This window comes from Parasedimentitalea nitratireducens, from assembly GCF_057444295.1.
The window spans coordinates 1-15642 of sequence record NZ_JBYAXC010000001.1; the positions used below are offsets into that span (position 1 = coordinate 1).

The 15642-nt window shown below is 52.8% G+C and carries 12 protein-coding genes and 1 tRNA gene; 2 read left to right on the forward strand and 11 right to left on the reverse strand.

Features of this window, described 5'->3' with window-relative positions; all coding sequences use genetic code 11:
* Positions 1–214: 214 nt before the first annotated feature.
* From AC2T28_RS00005 to AC2T28_RS00020, 4 genes are all read right to left on the reverse strand, one after another.
* Positions 215–943 (reverse strand): dockerin type I domain-containing protein, encoded by a 729-nt coding sequence (locus AC2T28_RS00005; protein ID WP_486746892.1) that lies wholly within the window; start codon positions 941–943, stop codon positions 215–217.
* A gap of 990 nt (positions 944–1933) precedes the next feature.
* Complete coding sequence (locus tag AC2T28_RS00010) at positions 1934–3232, reverse strand: DUF6538 domain-containing protein (RefSeq protein WP_486746893.1); 1299 nt, start codon at positions 3230–3232, stop codon at positions 1934–1936.
* A 39-nt stretch (positions 3233–3271) separates the two neighbouring features.
* Positions 3272–3457, reverse strand: a complete 186-nt coding sequence (locus AC2T28_RS00015) for a hypothetical protein (protein ID WP_486746894.1) — start codon at positions 3455–3457, stop codon at positions 3272–3274.
* A complete protein-coding gene (locus tag AC2T28_RS00020; RefSeq protein ID WP_486746895.1) occupies positions 3450–3617 on the reverse strand; it encodes a hypothetical protein in 168 nt (55 codons plus the stop codon). The genes AC2T28_RS00015 and AC2T28_RS00020 overlap by 8 nt, the downstream gene beginning before the upstream one ends.
* A gap of 320 nt (positions 3618–3937) precedes the next feature.
* Between AC2T28_RS00020 and AC2T28_RS00025 the strand changes: the two genes are divergently transcribed.
* A complete protein-coding gene (locus AC2T28_RS00025; protein ID WP_486746896.1) occupies positions 3938–4327 on the forward strand; it encodes a response regulator in 390 nt (129 codons plus the stop codon).
* Between the two features lie 682 nt (positions 4328–5009).
* On the forward strand, positions 5010–6506 hold the full coding sequence (locus tag AC2T28_RS00030; RefSeq protein WP_486746897.1) for a hypothetical protein: 1497 nt from the start codon (positions 5010–5012) through the stop codon (positions 6504–6506).
* 134 nt (positions 6507–6640) lie between these two features.
* Here AC2T28_RS00030 and AC2T28_RS00035 read toward each other — a convergent pair whose 3' ends face one another.
* The 7 genes from AC2T28_RS00035 to AC2T28_RS00065 all read right to left on the reverse strand — a co-directional run bounded on the left by AC2T28_RS00035 (position 6641) and on the right by AC2T28_RS00065 (position 15633).
* Positions 6641–8041, reverse strand: a complete 1401-nt coding sequence (locus tag AC2T28_RS00035) for an ATP-binding protein (RefSeq protein WP_486746898.1) — start codon at positions 8039–8041, stop codon at positions 6641–6643.
* A complete protein-coding gene (locus AC2T28_RS00040) occupies positions 8041–8589 on the reverse strand; it encodes a heme NO-binding domain-containing protein (protein WP_486746899.1) in 549 nt (182 codons plus the stop codon). The genes AC2T28_RS00035 and AC2T28_RS00040 overlap by 1 nt, the downstream gene beginning before the upstream one ends.
* A 585-nt stretch (positions 8590–9174) precedes the next feature.
* Positions 9175–9249: transfer RNA gene (locus AC2T28_RS00045), tRNA-Gln, on the reverse strand.
* 92 nt (positions 9250–9341) lie between these two features.
* Positions 9342–10334, reverse strand: coding sequence for an NADPH:quinone reductase (locus tag AC2T28_RS00050; protein ID WP_486746900.1), 993 nt, complete (start codon positions 10332–10334; stop codon positions 9342–9344).
* Between the two features lie 236 nt (positions 10335–10570).
* Positions 10571–12235 carry a transcriptional regulator gene (locus AC2T28_RS00055; protein WP_486746901.1) on the reverse strand — a complete coding sequence of 555 codons (1665 nt, stop codon included), beginning with the start codon at positions 12233–12235 and terminating at the stop codon, positions 10571–10573.
* Positions 12236–12540: 305 nt separating this feature from the next.
* The gene (locus AC2T28_RS00060; RefSeq protein ID WP_486746902.1) at positions 12541–13701 is read right to left on the reverse strand and encodes an ABC transporter substrate-binding protein; all 1161 of its coding nucleotides are present in this window, start codon (positions 13699–13701) and stop codon (positions 12541–12543) included.
* A 45-nt stretch (positions 13702–13746) separates the two neighbouring features.
* Positions 13747–15633 (reverse strand): AMP-dependent synthetase/ligase, encoded by a 1887-nt coding sequence (locus tag AC2T28_RS00065; RefSeq protein ID WP_486746903.1) that lies wholly within the window; start codon positions 15631–15633, stop codon positions 13747–13749.
* Positions 15634–15642 lie beyond the last annotated feature (9 nt).

Sequence of the window (15642 nt, forward strand, 5' to 3'; positions counted from 1 at the left end):
ATCAGGGGCATTTCGGCACGTTTAGCGCCACGTCAGCCTTAGTTCATTGTCTCGGAAAGCACTGGCTGGGGTGGTAGCGGACCTTGCCAGCCCAAGAAACCCATCAGCTTTTCCCAGTTGCTGACGGTTTTGGGGCGGTTACTGTGGCATTCTTGGCAGTTCTGGGGCCGGTCCGGCTGGGGTGCGACGGGTGGTGGCGGAGTGCACGAGTAGCTTACGCTGGTTTCGGCTCAACCGAAAACCCCTCCACCTGTTCCTTTTCAATTTCTTTGTTGAGCAAGAAGTAGGCGTATCCCCCTACAATCACGAGGGAAACAAGACCAGCCGCAATGGCGACTTCACGAGCTACTGGAATGCCGAAAAGCATCATTAGTGATCCGTTTGAAACACCCGCGTTAACAGCTATCGCCTCGACAACCGGCAAACCTGCTACCTTTGCCACCATAGCGCTATTCATTGCACCTGCAGCAGCACCTACCGAGGAAAACGCAGCCACCAGCCCGGGGCTCACCATTGCTGCAGTTTCTGAAACAATTAGAACAGCCCCACTAGCAGTTTTGAATGCCAAAAATGTTGATGTGGTGGCCGTTCCAAGTAAGGTCCCTGTAAAAGCCCCAACTGCTGCGCCAGCCGTGGCGACGACACCAGTCGCAATAGATGTTGCGGTTCCGGACACGATAAGTGCGCCGCCATAGGCTCCAGCCGCTAATGTTGCCCCAGCTCCGGCAACTGCCGCACCCGCAATTTTGATCCCTACCAGTGCATCTTGATGATCAATTACACCATCGTTGTTGGCGTCAAATGCGGACTTAGGTGGGATGGCAGCACTCGCCGCTCGTTTGGCGGCTTCGACAAAGTCCTTATAGTCGACTTTTCCGTCACCGTTCACGTCGAAGGTCTCTTTGGAGGGAGTGACTGCTTTTACTACTTTTTTAATGACCATAACAGGATACCTATGCAATTAGTTCGTCGATAGTGAGTTTGCAAACTTGGACTATTACCATCAATACTGATGGCATTTCCCACATTTACCAAGAAGTGTAGAGAATCGAGCGCTCCGATAACCTCTGAAGCAACCTACGCCCCTTTTGGTTCGAGTCGGCACGCCGCCCTTGCAACCGTTGAGACGCCGAAAAGGCCGGAAAAGAGTTAGCTGGGATTACTTGGTTCGCCCGAACCCTCGGTATGCTCATTTAATTCGTGCGCTCCCTCCGCCAAAGGCTTGGTCAAAGGTCAAATTCCCGAAAACGAATTGGCCTTTGGTTCCATCGTTCAATTTGCCGACTACAGTGCCTGAGACCATATCCATGGTTCTGGTAATCAGAAGTTTGCCAGTTCTTCCGTCGCTGCAAACTACATCAGCTGGGAGTGTTGGCGCCTTCGATAGCGCGTCGTAGGTTCCACTGCAGCTCAAACCCTCTAACGTGGATACCGAGAAAGTGCCTACTCCACTAGTTTTAGCGGTCGCTTGCCCTTGGGCCGGATCAGCACCAATCATTCCCGTAACCGGAACTGAGAACTCGCACGCAGTCAGTGCAGTTAAGGCGCATGTTACAACTATGTTCTTCAAACTAATCATTTTCTTCCTTCTTCACGTTGTGCATTCCTGACAACTTCCTTTGGCTAGAAACCCTAGCACTAGAAATCACCGCGTTGGCCAATCTGACGTGTTTCTGTAAATGTTGCCCCGCGTAATTTCGAAGCGGCAAGAAAAAAGCGAAGTGAAGACCCCGGCCAGCAAACGCCAGCCGAGGTTAGGTTCATGGAGCCTTTCGGGTCAACACGTATTCTGCCAGCCACTGCCAGTATTCGCTAGCGTTTCTAAAGCCTTGCCCTTGAGCCGCCAGATCTTCAGCCGCCCTACGAGAAAGGCCGCCATCGTGTTCAGCGATAGCGGCCCTCTCTTCGAACCAATCTATGTCAGGTATTCGGCTCATCCAGGCAACCGGATCTGATCAACAATGGATCGTTTCTGCTCGTCTGAGATACCAGCAGAGTAGATGCCGTAGGTCAGCCCATTCCTTGACCGAGCCGACTGGTGCCCGACAAGACCAGCAGTGAAGTGTTCAGGGACGCCGGTACGCTCGCACTGGGTCACGAACCACTTTCGGGTAGAGTGAAACACCAGCCCCGGTCGCTCTAGTCGCAATAGCTTACGAAGTGCCGCAAACCCCTTGGTTACAAGGTTCACCGTCAGATCAGGGAACAGAGGCCCCGATGTTGGCAGTTGGCGAAACACGTCTTCCAGTGTCGGATGCACCGGCACCAACCTCTCAGCCGCATCATTCTTCAGCAAGCGCCGCTCATTGGGCCTCACATGGGCGAAGCATCCGAGATTACCCTTGCTGACGAGATCGTTGCGCAGCAACCCAACAGCTTCCCCAGCCCTCATGCCCGATAGCAGGCAAGTCATCAGGACCGGGTGTAACTCGTTGTTCGCGGCAAGCAGCTTGGCGACCTCCTCATCGGTCGGCACGGCATAGGGCTTGGGACGGATCTTCTGATCGAATAGAACCGACTTGAAGGGATTAGTTGCAAGGACGCCCTCATAGACGCAGGACTGTAGCCAGTGATTGACCTGAGACCACACTCGCCGCTGGGTTCGAGCGGTGATCTTGACGGGTTTGTGCTCAGAGTAGGTCACCAACTGATCCAGCGTCAGACCACGTGTCTTATCCGACTTGCCGATCAGGGGAGATAGCTGGGCTACCAACACAAGAAACTCCCGACCGTCCTCACGGGTCAGACTGCAGACAGATCGGTCACCGTACTTCGACGCGAATAACCCCACCGAATAACGCACCGATTTGAACCCATCAGGCCGAAGCTCGTTACTGCGTCGGTTAAGGTAGACTCTGCTATGGTCACGAACCAGAACCTTCTTGGGGGTCACCAATCGCTGGAACGCAGGCGCTGCTGGGACGCCAGAGTGCTCCAGAGTAGCACGTAGGTGATCAAGAGCAGTTGACGGATCCTCTGACCATGCAGGGGCGTCAGGGGCGCTCTCTGGCCCACTAAGCACCTGTTCAGCACCAGAGCGGACTTCGGCCACCAGAGCTTCATAGCGGGCGTTGACCTCAGCAGCCCTTGTTCTGGCGGTTGACGTGTCACGGGTCTTCAGGGACTGCTTAAGCGCCTGCAGACCAACTACAAGGGCGACGTCCTTGGGGTAATTGCGTCTGAACAGCCATGTGTGGCCCTTCAGGTAGGCATAACGAATTTGAGCAGACATGTGTCTCCTCCTTTGCTTTTTTGGGATTTTGGGAGTGGGCTAGGCCCGAGTGTGGACCTTCAGGATCAGGCTGAAGTCGGGTTCACCGTATTCACCTGCCAATGGTCCTGTTAGTGAGTAGCCGCCTACGCAGTCGTCAAAGATCTCTGAGACCCGGAACAGGTGCTCCGGCCAGTCTTCAGATGCCTTGATAACCACAACATCGTCGGGCTGCAGATCAATCATCTGCCCGACTCCACGCATAGGCGACCGCAATAACGATCAGGGCCGCGACGGCGGGATGTGAGCGAGAGGCCACCCAGAGCAGGGTCGTCAGGACCGCCTTAGGTGGTGGGTTCGATAGCAGTTCTCGGATCAGAGCGGCCAGTGATTTCAGATTAATCATAGTTCAAGCCCTGTAATTGCTTCTATTTTAGATGCATTGGGAGCCTCAGTTTCGATTTGATCGTAGGCCTCAGCGCAGGTGGCATTCCGATTGGAGGATGGTTGAATGGATGAAAGCGAACCCAGACTGATGACATCAGGGCTTTCCCGACGGGCAATCGAACTCAGAGCTGAAGTGGGTGACTAGATTCTTCTAGAACGGCCAGAGGTGACCCGACTTCCGCCCCTAGCGTACTGGCATTGATGCCGGGCATTGAAGGCTATTGGAGATTTAAGAGGGCCCGTGTAGCATCGTTAGGCAGGAACTATTGGTGAGGGTAAATGTACCAGATCTATATTGCTGACGATAATAGGCAGTTCGCTGAATATCTGGCCGTTGTTGCCCGCCGGGAAGGTTGGAATTCTGAAATCTGCATTAATGGTTTGGACCTTCTGGAGCGCCTATCTAAAAGTGCCGGGCCCGCATTGCTTCTTGTTGACATCAACATGCCTGAGATGGATGGTATCGAGGCTATTGAAGGCCTCGTCGAACAGGATCGCCCTTTGCGCCTGCGCTTCATGACTGGAGGAGGGGAACCGTCAATGATCGCTGCCAAGATGATTGCCGAGGCACGTGATCTAAAGGTGGGGAGAAACATCTACAAACCGATCTCAAAAAATTCCCTGACGATGCTTTTGCGAGACGAGGCTGATGTTCTCGCAGCTCTTTGATAATTTCCAACCCCGGCCAACAGGCCAGCCAGCAGTCTCCACCCCGTCAGCAGTCTAGCTGCGGGATCCAATCGATCAGGAGACAGGTCAGGATCTCAGTCGGAGAGGTTCCAGAAGTAGGGACGTGGCCCGGTGCTGCTGTTTGGGTCCGGAAATGCCCCAGACACTCCGTTCTGCCCCAATAACCGACCCAATTCTGGTTACCAATGGAGAAATTCCATTGCTTTCATCGGTCGGCAAGGTCTCCTACCACCCCAGCCAGTACTTCCTAACATGATGTAGTAGCCTGATTGCTGGCCCTCTGTGGCTCAGAATGCCCCTGTTTATGCCCCTGCGGGCTTGGTGGTGTGGTTCGGTGTAATAGGGGCTCTCAGTGGGGCTCCGTGGTGATTTATCCTGTGATCGTCAGTGAGGTTAGTCGGTTAGTGAACTGGCCATCCAGTGGTTCTCTCTGCTCCCCCTACAGGTTCCCCATAGGTCAGTGCTCCACATGTCAGATCATCTAGAACCTAGGTAGGGAAGATACCTACTATTGAATAGGTATAAGTAATGTATAAAGATAGACAGAATAGGAAGATCTAAGTACTAGTCCCCTACTAGAGATCCTTACCTAAGCCCCCTAGATACCTAAGTAATACCAGCATTCTACATTACTGATTTTTCCTGACCAAGGCCTTTGACAATGAGCAAGATAGCAGATCCATGGCACTCCCGCCCCATAGACGTTCATAGGTGGTCTGAGCATCCAGAGGTGAAGAAGTTCGTGGGTAAGATCTGGGACGAGTACTTGCCTGCAGAGGTGGTGGGGAAGTCTGGGCCGAAGCCTAAGATGGCGTTCCGTAAGCAGCTGAGGGTGCTGATCCTGGATCTGTATGTGGCTTGGCAGGATGATCCTGAGCTCTGTATTGGGGTCTCCATGTCAGTGAATGCTTGGAAAACAGGCTCCCGGTACAATGCCCTGCACCTGTCTAAGAAGATGATCCCGATCATCAACACACTGCATGAGGCGGGGCTAATCGACAAATCCAATCACAGCTACACGGCACCCGGATCTAGGAAAAACCGTAGCACCCGTATCAGGGCATCGGAGAAATTGCAGGAGTGGTTCGCTAAAGCCAAATTCGAGCGTGATGATGTAGGCCGGGCAAAGGGTGAGGAAGTTATCATCCTAAAGGACGATAGCAAAAATCAGGTCGAGTACGAGGACACGCCTGAAACCACCCGAATGCGCGAAGATCTTCGGGCCTACAATGAGCTGATAACTGGATCCTTCATAGATATTCCTTCACTGGAACATGCAGTGATTGTGTTGGGTGAAGGGCAGGATGAGCGCTATGTATGGTTGCTCAATAATCGCACTCACAGGGTTTTCAGTCGTAGCAACTGGGACATGAACGGGCGGTTCTATGGAGGTTGGTGGCAACAGATTGACAGCGACTGGCGAGCCAAGATCACCATCGATACTGAGCCTACGATCGAAGCTGACTATCAGGGACTGCACGTGGCGATGCTGTATGCGGCGGAGGGCAAAGAACTCTCTCATGACCCGTATTTTCTGCCTGGGTATAAAAATCCAGCCATTCCTTCAGAATTAGTCAGGACGCTGGCCAAAATACTGGTGCTAACTGCATTAAACGCAAAGGAAAAGCCCTCCGCTTACGGAGCATTTCGGGAGGGTTTTCCCGCAGGTCACATCGGCAAGAAAATGACGAATAAATATCTAGATGAACTGCTAGAAGCGATCCTAGCTAGGAACCCTTGTCTGAGCGACTACTTGTTCTCCGATCAGGGCATCTACCTAATGCGCAAAGACAGCGAATTAACGGCTTACATCCATAACCACTTCACCGAGAAGGGCGTCCCCGTTCTGTCTGTTCATAACAGCTACATCGTGGACTGCAACCATGTCGGTGAGCTCAGGCAGGTCATGGCTGAGGCATCCGAAGCGGTGGTAGGTCGCCCTCTGAAATCTTCTGTGAATATTCGCGGACGAAAGGAGTTCGAGCCTGTTGATGAGGCAGCTCTGAAGAAACACATTCACGACCTGGAGTGGGCTGCCCATGAGCGTGTAGAGCCAGCTTGCGAAGGATACGTAGAGAGGGTGCTAGCATATATGGCTAAGACTGGCCGGAGTATTGGAACTTACGGCGAGGAACCATGGCCGGAGGGACTGGACTAGTGGATTGTCGCCAAGGAATCGGGCTGATGGATATCCAAATCTGCTAGGATCGTGTAACTTAGGCTTTAGTTTAAGCTAGCAGCAGTCAGTCGTTTTCGCATCGAGTCTAAGGGGAGCTGAGCGGATTGGGTGCCTTATAGGGAACTTCTGGTCTGCTCGCTTAAGGCCAAAGCCATGTTTCTTATCAATTCAGGTTTTCGAATTGGCTTTGATACGTGATCTGTCATGCCGCTTTTTAAATAACGTGACACCTGATGTACCATTGCATTTGCCGAAATTCCAAGGATAGGCACCGGTTTTCGATTGCTGCTTGTTTCTTCGGCACGAATTTCTTCAGTTGCAGAGACCCCATCCATTTCGGGCATATTGACATCCATTAGAATAAGGTCAACCTGCTGGACGCGCCAAGCTGATACCGCTTTTTGGCCATCTGTTACCACTATCAGCTCGAGATCAAAACGTTTGAGCATATGCCGGAGCACCAGCTGATTGGTCTTGTTGTCCTCGGCGATCAAGATGCGCCACCTTCGAGACTTGAGGATTTCCTCGTAATCTCGGGCTTGAGGCTCCTTGGTTTCTTCGGTTTTTTTGCTCGACGACATTTGAAGCGATGCGGTGAACTCGGTCCCGTCACCATCGGCACTCAAAAACGTAAGGCTTCCGCCCATCATTCTGCAAATGTCGCGTGCGATAACTAACCCCAGGCCAGTGCCGCCAAATTTCCGAGTGATGCTCTCATCAGCTTGCACAAAGGGTTGAAAAATGCGTTCGCGTTTATCTTCAGAAATTCCGATGCCAGTGTCGCGAATGATCAGGCTCAGTTGCAACTTCCCGGTTTCCAACGTCACAACGTCAGCAGTAAAGGCAACGGCTCCATTGGTTGTGAATTTTATTGCGTTCGATAGAAGATTGCCAAGAACCTGACCCAAGCGAGTTTGGTCAAATTCGGCCCAAACTTCGCTCGAGGACAATAGGCCACTATAAAGTGATGTAAACCTTAGTCCTTTGTCGCGGGCTATTGGGGCAAAGCGCGCGCAAACACTATCGAGAAAATCATTAAGAGATGCAGGAATATTCTCGATTTCCAACTTACCGGCCTCAACTTTTGATAAGTCTAGGATATCGTTGATTACGGACAGTAATAGGTTACCACTGTCGGAAATCAAAACGAGCATTTGCTGTTGTTCAGCTGTCAGGTCGCTTTCAGATAGGGCTGCTGCCAACCCAAGAACACCGTTTAGCGGGGTGCGAATTTCGTGGCTCATCGCTGCCAGAAAAATGGATTTAGCAGCATTAGCGGTTTCAGCCTCATTTCGCGCTGCTTCTAACTCGGCCGTGCGTTTCGCGACTGCATCTTCGAGCCCGGTCGCCTGCTTTTGAAGAGCCTGGTTAGCGTAGTAAAGTTCACGGCTTTTTGCCTCCAAAAGTTGCTCGGCTTCTTGTCGAGCTCGCGTTTCTCGATCATATCGACGCCTAGAAACCCGGTCGGAATGCCGACTAGGCGGATTGCTGAAATTGGGCTTTTCGGTTGCCACTAGTTGGTTCTTTCAATCAAGAACTCTGCCTGACATCGGTTGCCATTAGTTATGTCGCGCATCTTGATATCGGCTGGGTGCCTGAAGTGTTCGATACACCCTTCAATCAGGCCTAGGCAGAAGTGGTTTAAAGGGCGGTCCGACGTGTAGGTCATTTTCAGACCTTTACTTTCGGCATAGCGTTCAGTCTGAAAAACAGGCAATTCTGCATCTGGATAAAGTTTGTGCACTTCAACATGAACCTCTCCGTCAATAGCTTCCAGCATCTCAAAGGCGTCTTTCTTGCCTTCGAAGAATTCCGGATACCCTTTAACAAACCGATCGAACATCCAATGTCCAAACTGGGTCTGTAAAGCAGCTACTGGCACGTCAAGCCGTTCACCAATGGCCACGACGAGCTTTATCAGTTCACCACAGGGATAATTCCCCACCGAGGTGTATGCTCCGTTACTTTGGAGGTCCGCCTTGTCAATGATGTCGTCCAATTCGTCTTCGCTCAGGACCGTCTCAGCCATGCGGAAGAGTTCTACGAAAACCATACCCTTCATTACGCTCTCCGATAGTTAGTCTTGCAGGGTGACCTGCTAATCGTAAATAGCGCATTAACAAAGGATTGCGACTTGATGCCTCACCGCAGTTCTGGCCGCGACTAGATGATCAGACCACCTATGAACGTCTATGGGTCGGGAGTGCCACGGATCTTCTATCTTGCTCATTGTCAAAGGCCTTGGTCAGGAAAGTCAGTAGTGTAGAATACTGGTATTACTTAGGTATCTAAGTGGCTTAGGTAAGGATCTCTAGTAGGGGATTAGTATTTAGATCCTCCTATTCTGTCTATCTTTATCCATTACTTATACCTATTCCCTAGAGGGTATCTTCCCTATCTAGGATCTAGATGGACTGACATGCGGGGATTAGTTCTTGTGGATCATGCTGGGGACGCAGAGAGGGTCACTAGATGCCCTACACGCTGACTGAATGGCTCACCACCAATGCAGCATTTGCCACCGCCAGCGCTCGACTGAGAGCCCCTATTACACCGAACCACACCACCAAAGCGCAGGGGCATAAACAGGGGCATTCTGAGCCACAGAGAGCCCGAAATTAGGCTGCTACGTCATGTTAGGAAGTACTGGCTGGGGTGGTAGGATTCGAACCTACGATCTTCAGTACCAAAAACTGTTGCCTTACCACTTGGCCACACCCCATCAGTGAGCGGCTGTCTAATGTTACTTACGCAGGCGCGCAAGGGGGTTTGGGCAAAAAATGATGTTCTTTTTTCACTCCGCTGCTTAGCCCCTTATTTCCTTGGCTCAGTGCCGGTCTGAATCAGAATTGCGCCACTGCGATTGCCTGCCTCCACCAGTTCATGCGCCTCGGCGGCTTGCTCCATTGGAAGAATCTTTTCGATGTCGCAGCGCAGTGCTCCTGCCTCAAGCGCGCGGGTCAGTCGTGCCACTGTGGCGGCGCGCTGCTCGGGTGTTAACAGATAGATCAGAGCCATCTGCAGTGTGACCGCCTTGAACATCAATGGGTAGAACGGCAACTCGGGCGTCATGTCTCGGGCGGAGCCATATGCCGTGATATGCCCGTTTTCAGCGATGACTTCGGTGTCCATTTGTACATTTGCCCCGAATTCGACCTCGACGATCACATCCACTGGGTTACCGTTGTTCGCCGCAAGGATCTGTGCTGCCAAGCCTGGAGCAGTATAATCCAAGACAGCATCAGCTCCGGCTTTTAGAACCCTGTCGCGTGCGTGGTTGCTGCAAGTGGCAATAACGTAGGCGCCGCCCCATTTGGCCAGCTGCACTGCAAGATGTCCAACCGTGCCTGCACCACCCTGCACCAGAACAGTTTTACCGGTGACTTCCCCGCCCGAAAACACCGTGAAGCAAGCGGTGAGACCGGGAATTCCAAGCACGGCTCCTATACTCAACTCAACGCTATCCGGCAGCAGCACTGCTTGCTCTGATGGTATCGAGATTTGACCAGCAGCAGTTCCCATCGGGCGCTGCCATTGGCCATTCCAGATCCAGACCCGCTCTCCGACACGGGCAGGATCAACGCCCTGCCCCACAGCTGTTATCACCCCAGCCCCATCACTGTGCGGCACGACCATCGGCCAAAGTAGTGCACGGGCCCCTGCTCGCGCTTTCACGTCAGAGGGGTTCACACCCGAATAGACCAGATCCACCACGACCTCACCAAGCTGAGGCTGTGGGCTTTCCAGTTCTTCAAGTGTCAGAACGTCTTGGGCGGCCCCTAGGCTACGATAGGTGATGGCTTTCATGTGGCTCTTCCAATTTTGGGTCACGGTTTTCACTAACTTCGCATAACAAAGGCAAGCTTGCGACCATTGAAAGCCCCCTGCTCTGCAGTCACCTGCACCCAGGTGTTTAAATCGATCGCAAGCGCTTCAGTTATGAGGACTTGAAAATTGCCCGCACCATAACAAAGCTGGCAGTGCCCCCCTCTGGGAGGGGAGCACTGCCAGCCCAATTTACAGGCTGAACATCCGTCTGAGACTTATTCTGGCACGCCAGCCGCCCGCAAAGCACGCGTCCAGCTGCGCCCCGAGGCGACCGCAGCAACTGGATGCTCATTCTGATACCGGCTGAGCGTGAAGTCCGGAGTTACTTCCATCAGCTTACGCACAACATTACGCGCCTCGTCGCCTCGCCCGGACAGCTCCAAAGCAATTGCTTTGGTCCGTAACGACGATGGATAAGCACGGTTGGCCTGCAATGAGCGATCTGCCAAGGCCAGAGCACGTGCGTAATGCCCCGCAGATAGCTGCGCAGAAGCGGACACAGCGTCGAAATAATACCGCTGCGGACCCAAAGGCGTTAGCCGCCGCGCCGCATCCGTGTATTCAACCGCTTCGTCTGGGGAGTCCTGAAAGGTTCGCATCGCGCCCATCAACAAAAGTGCCAAGGCTTCGTTTGGATTGTCTTTCAGCGCGAGATCATAAGAATTCTGCGCCAGATCAAACCTGAATAGAAGATGACTGGAAATCATGCCCTTCAAGGTATGCGCCAGCGAAAAGGCTGGATCCACGTTTAACGCACTTGCCGCCAGATGCGTGGCCAGCTGTGTGTCTAGCTGCCGGTCATGTGACAGCCCCTTCTGAACCCGCATCACGTGCCAAAAACCCATCCAAGTAAGTGCGAGAGGGTGACCAGGCTCGCGCTGCAAAAGTACGCCAAGTAGATCCTGCGCGGCATTGAACTGGTCTGGTCGCATGTCTTGGATCAACGAAATCGCCGCCATCAACAGTGTGTGGCTATCCAAGTTTGCAAGTGGCTTGAACTGCACCTGGCGCACCGCTTCGCCGACAGCTGTCTGGCCAACCTGTTGTGATATATCCTGCAGAACGTCACATTCTCCGGCCATGAGCTCAGCCAGCGATCCCGTATATTCTCGTGACCACAAAACCCTCTCTCGGCGCGCGTCTTGCAAATCAACCTTAAGCCGGAAGTCCTGCCCTTTGACATAGACCACCCCTGACGCGAGGTAAGTTACCCCAGCAACTGAAGCAACTTCGGCGGCACTAACGGACAACGGGTCGAACTGACGTGACGCCAAATAGGACGTCACCGAGAAAGCCTGACTTCGCGATAAGTGCCTGACCAATTCCTCGGCCAGCATCGATCCAAGCGGCGTTGTGCCGCGACTGGGGGCACGATACACAAACGGAAGCACAGCGATCCGAGGAAGCAGCTCATCCAGAACGGCGCGGCTAAAGTCTCGGTTACCGCTCAATTTGGCTCGGTTGCGCGGAACCAGGAAATTGGATGCATCACGTGCTTGTGACAACCATTCGCGGAATTGCGCCTCGTGTGGAAGTTCAAAGCCTTCCATAAACTCGCCATGCTCTGAGCTGCCAATCAGCTCTATGCGTTCCAAGTCCAGAACCACCCGCTCGCGGTTAGCCGTCAATAGCTGCGAAACTTCGCTGCCTAAGTGACGTCGCAACGTGCTCAGGGCCGTCCGAAGGCTCGCCTTGGCCTGCTCTGGCTGCGCCAAACTCCACAAAGTACTTTCCAGAAAAGCTCGGGTTCGCACTCCCCCGTCAGCTTTCCCTAACAACGCCACAAGGGCCTGATGTTTTGCACCCAGAGGGATATTTAAACCATCTGCAGTAAAAACACCAAAGGGCCCACAAAGATTGATCTTTAATAGTACACTCATACCAACAACTCCCAAATAACGGGACACACAAAAACAACAACAAAAAGTTGCCACACCTCAAAGTAGATAAGAAAATCACCAGTAAATCAACATCCAATATATAACAAATGCGGCAACTGCAAAACAACCCCCAATTGTAGATGGTTTGCAACCCAGGATTACGGCATGCTTTTTTGACAGCCCAATTTGAGCGGATGCCTGCTTTCCCAGCTGTCCCGCCTTGTAGTGGAAGCCAACTAATCAAGCTTTGACTTGCTTAAAACGGCTGGACGAATTGCCCAGCCGCTGGATGGAACCTCAGTCGATCACTGACGGCTAAGCTCTTTCCACATACCATTTTCGACGATCGATATCACGATATCATCGGCCCCCCGGTGGTCATCGGAGCCATAGGTGATTTGCGTATCGGTCAGGGCGTCGAAGTAATTCAAGCTTTCCATAGCAGCTAAAAAGGTCTCTTGGGTCAAGTCCGGACCTGCTGCCTCAAGAGCCCGAACCAGAGTGTCAGCCGACGAATACCCAAGCATAGAAAAACCACTGGCAGCTTTATCAAACTTGGCATTGTAGTCTGCCATGAACTTGGCAGGCACCTCATCTTCAGCACGGGCGTTCAGATCTACCCAACCTGCCGAAGCATAAAGCCCTTCGGTCACGCCACCCGGCACAGCTGCAACCACACCCAGAAAACCCGCCGAGGTATTCAGGAATTTAACATCCGTCCAGCCCAGTTTCTTGGCCGTTCCAACAACAGTAATGCCTTGGCGTACACCCAAAGCCAGGGTCACCACATCGCAACCTTCTGCCTTCAGCTTGGTCAGCGATCCAACAAAATCCAACTCGTCTGGCTTATGAGTGGTCTCTGCCGCAAAGGTCAGTCCCAGCCCCTCGGCTACGTCTTTGGTACTATCCGAGATTTCTTTGCCAAAATCCGAAGGGATATACATCGAACATATCTCTTTGGAATCAAACTCACCCGCGAGGTATGTGACACCTGCCTGCACTTGGTCCCAATAGCTAGAAAAGCCAGTAAACTTGTTATTTGTTGGCTCCTGAAGCATGTGCTGGGAAGCGGATAGAGGGCCGATATTTGGGATCCCTTTGGGATCCAGCAGCTTGAACCCTGCGGTGTTCATCGGTGTTCCCAGTGACAGCAGCATAGCAAAAACCTTGTCGCGGTTTAACAGCTTGTTGTAGCCCTGCATCGCCCGTGGGATCTGATAGCCGTTGTCTTCCACTACAAAGCGGATCTGACGGCCATGTACGCCACCCGCTGCGTTTACCTCGTCGAAACGCAGGTTGGCGCCATTTACAGCAGGAACACCAACTGCGGCAAAAATCCCGCTCAGGTCATTAACCGAGCCAATTACAATCTCGCTGTCGCTAACGCCTTGGGTCTGCGCCTGCGCGGCCGATCCCAGTCCTATTGCCATTGCTGCGGCAGCCAGTACGGATGTCACCTTAGTCATTCAAAGTCCTCCCTATTATTTCGTCCTGCGCGGATAGCCCGCGCCTCAATACATCTGGTCGATCAATGCCTTATACTTTTGCTCAACAAGGTTGCGCTTTAGCTTCATGGTGGCGGTCAATTCATCGTCCTCAGCCGTCAGCAGCACATTGATCAAACGGAATTTCTTGATCTGCTCGACCTGGGCAAAGTCCTGGTTCACGGTCTCGACCTCGGCATCGATCAGGTCAACAACAGCTGGTGCAGCGCAAAGCGAAGCAAAGTCGCTAAAGGGTATCTTACGGTCTTGCGCGAATTTTTCCACGTTTTCCTGATCAATCATGATGAGGCAGGTCAGGTATTTCCTCTGATCGCCAATCACCACTGCATCCGAGATATAGTGGCTGAACTTTAACCGGCTCTCGATCTCGGCCGGGGTGATATTCTTGCCGCCCGCTGTAATGATGATGTCTTTGATCCGGCCTGTAATGGTCAGGAAGCCATCCTTATCCAATCGCCCAACATCGCCCGTCCGCAACCATCCGTCATCGGTGAATGTTTCTGCTGTTTTCTCGGCATTGCGCCAGTAGCCTTGGAAGTTGTTGACACCCAAGGTCTGAATTTCACCGTCGTCAGCAATTCGAATGGTAACACCGGGAACGGGCAGACCAACCGTACCCGCCCTATTTGCCTCGATTGTATTTGACGATGAAAGGCCCGCGTTTTCCGTCATGCCATACCCTTCGACCAAAGGCACTCCGATGGACCAATACCATTTCAACAACTCGGGTGAGATCGGCGCAGCGCCTGTTCCGCCGCGGCGCATCTTGTCCATGCCCAACATGCGCCGCAGGTTTCTGAGAACCAGAAAATCCCAGATCGCATAGCGCAGGTTAACTGCTGGGGGGACGGCTTGCCCCTTTAGCAAATAGTCCGCCCGCGCCTCCCCAGCTTTGACTGCCCGGGCAAACGCCCAGCGCCCCATTGGCGTTGCCTCTTGCGCCATCACCCGCACCTTGGAATAGATTTTCTCCCAGACTCGAGGCACCGCGAAAAACGTTGTTGGCGACACTTCAGCCGCGTTATCAAACACGGTTTCCAAGCTTTCTGCGAAATTTACCGTGCTCCGCGCTGCCAGCGACAAATAGATCGAGACGTTGCGCTCTACGATATGACACAGGGGCAAGAAGCAAAGTTGTTCATCACTTGGAAGCGTTGCCAGCGACCGGGCTCCGGCCTCCATCGTGCCAAGAATATTTTCGTGCGACAGCATCGCGCCTTTGGGCTTGCCGGTGGTTCCCGAGGTGTAGATCAACAGCGCCGTGTCATCCGGGCTCGATTTCAGGATCTCATCTTCAAAACAATGCGGGTGATCGGCCTCGTATTGGCGGCCAATTTCATAGAGTTCGTCAAGGAACAGGCATTTAGGGTGATCAAGATCATGCAACCCATCCTGTTCCAGGATCACCACATTCAGCAGATCCGGTACCTGCTCTTGGATTTCCAAATACTTGTCCAACTGTTCGTCGTTTTCGACAATTAGGAACCTGCTGTCACTATCCGTAAGAAGGTATGCCAACTGCGAGGCCGCGTCAGTGGTATAGACCCCCGAGGCAATGCCGCCGACGCCCTGAATCCCCATATCCGCATAGAGCCATTCCTTTCGGTCTTCACTCAGGATCGAGACAACCTCACCGCGCTGCAAGCCTAACGCTCGTAGGCCAAGGCCCAACCATTTGGCGTGTTTCCAATAATCGCGCCAGGAATAGGACTTCCAGATGCCCATGTCCTTTTCGCGATGCGAAACCCTATCGCCCAACTCGCTACAACGGGCTGCAAGCAGTTTGACGATGGTGTCACAGCCATCCACCCGCACCGGGCGAAGTCCGGGCGTTTCGTTGTAGGAAACGCCATTCACTGTGACCTGAGGATGCTCGACCGTTTGCATTTTCATCGCCCTGCC

Bases quoted from the DNA above. Each gene is read 5' to 3' on its own strand.
- AC2T28_RS00005 (WP_486746892.1), bottom strand. From the start codon at position 943: ATGGTCATTAAAAAAGTAGTAAAAGCAGTCACTCCCTCCAAAGAGACC.
- AC2T28_RS00010 (WP_486746893.1), bottom strand. From the start codon at position 3,232: ATGTCTGCTCAAATTCGTTATGCCTACCTGAAGGGCCACACATGGCTG.
- AC2T28_RS00015 (WP_486746894.1), bottom strand. From the start codon at position 3,457: ATGATTGATCTGCAGCCCGACGATGTTGTGGTTATCAAGGCATCTGAA.
- AC2T28_RS00020 (WP_486746895.1), bottom strand. From the start codon at position 3,617: ATGATTAATCTGAAATCACTGGCCGCTCTGATCCGAGAACTGCTATCG.
- AC2T28_RS00025 (WP_486746896.1), top strand. From the start codon at position 3,938: ATGTACCAGATCTATATTGCTGACGATAATAGGCAGTTCGCTGAATAT.
- AC2T28_RS00030 (WP_486746897.1), top strand. From the start codon at position 5,010: ATGAGCAAGATAGCAGATCCATGGCACTCCCGCCCCATAGACGTTCAT.
- AC2T28_RS00040 (WP_486746899.1), bottom strand. From the start codon at position 8,589: ATGAAGGGTATGGTTTTCGTAGAACTCTTCCGCATGGCTGAGACGGTC.
- AC2T28_RS00050 (WP_486746900.1), bottom strand. From the start codon at position 10,334: ATGAAAGCCATCACCTATCGTAGCCTAGGGGCCGCCCAAGACGTTCTG.
- AC2T28_RS00055 (WP_486746901.1), bottom strand. From the start codon at position 12,235: ATGAGTGTACTATTAAAGATCAATCTTTGTGGGCCCTTTGGTGTTTTT.
- AC2T28_RS00060 (WP_486746902.1), bottom strand. From the start codon at position 13,701: ATGACTAAGGTGACATCCGTACTGGCTGCCGCAGCAATGGCAATAGGA.
- AC2T28_RS00065 (WP_486746903.1), bottom strand. From the start codon at position 15,633: ATGAAAATGCAAACGGTCGAGCATCCTCAGGTCACAGTGAATGGCGTT.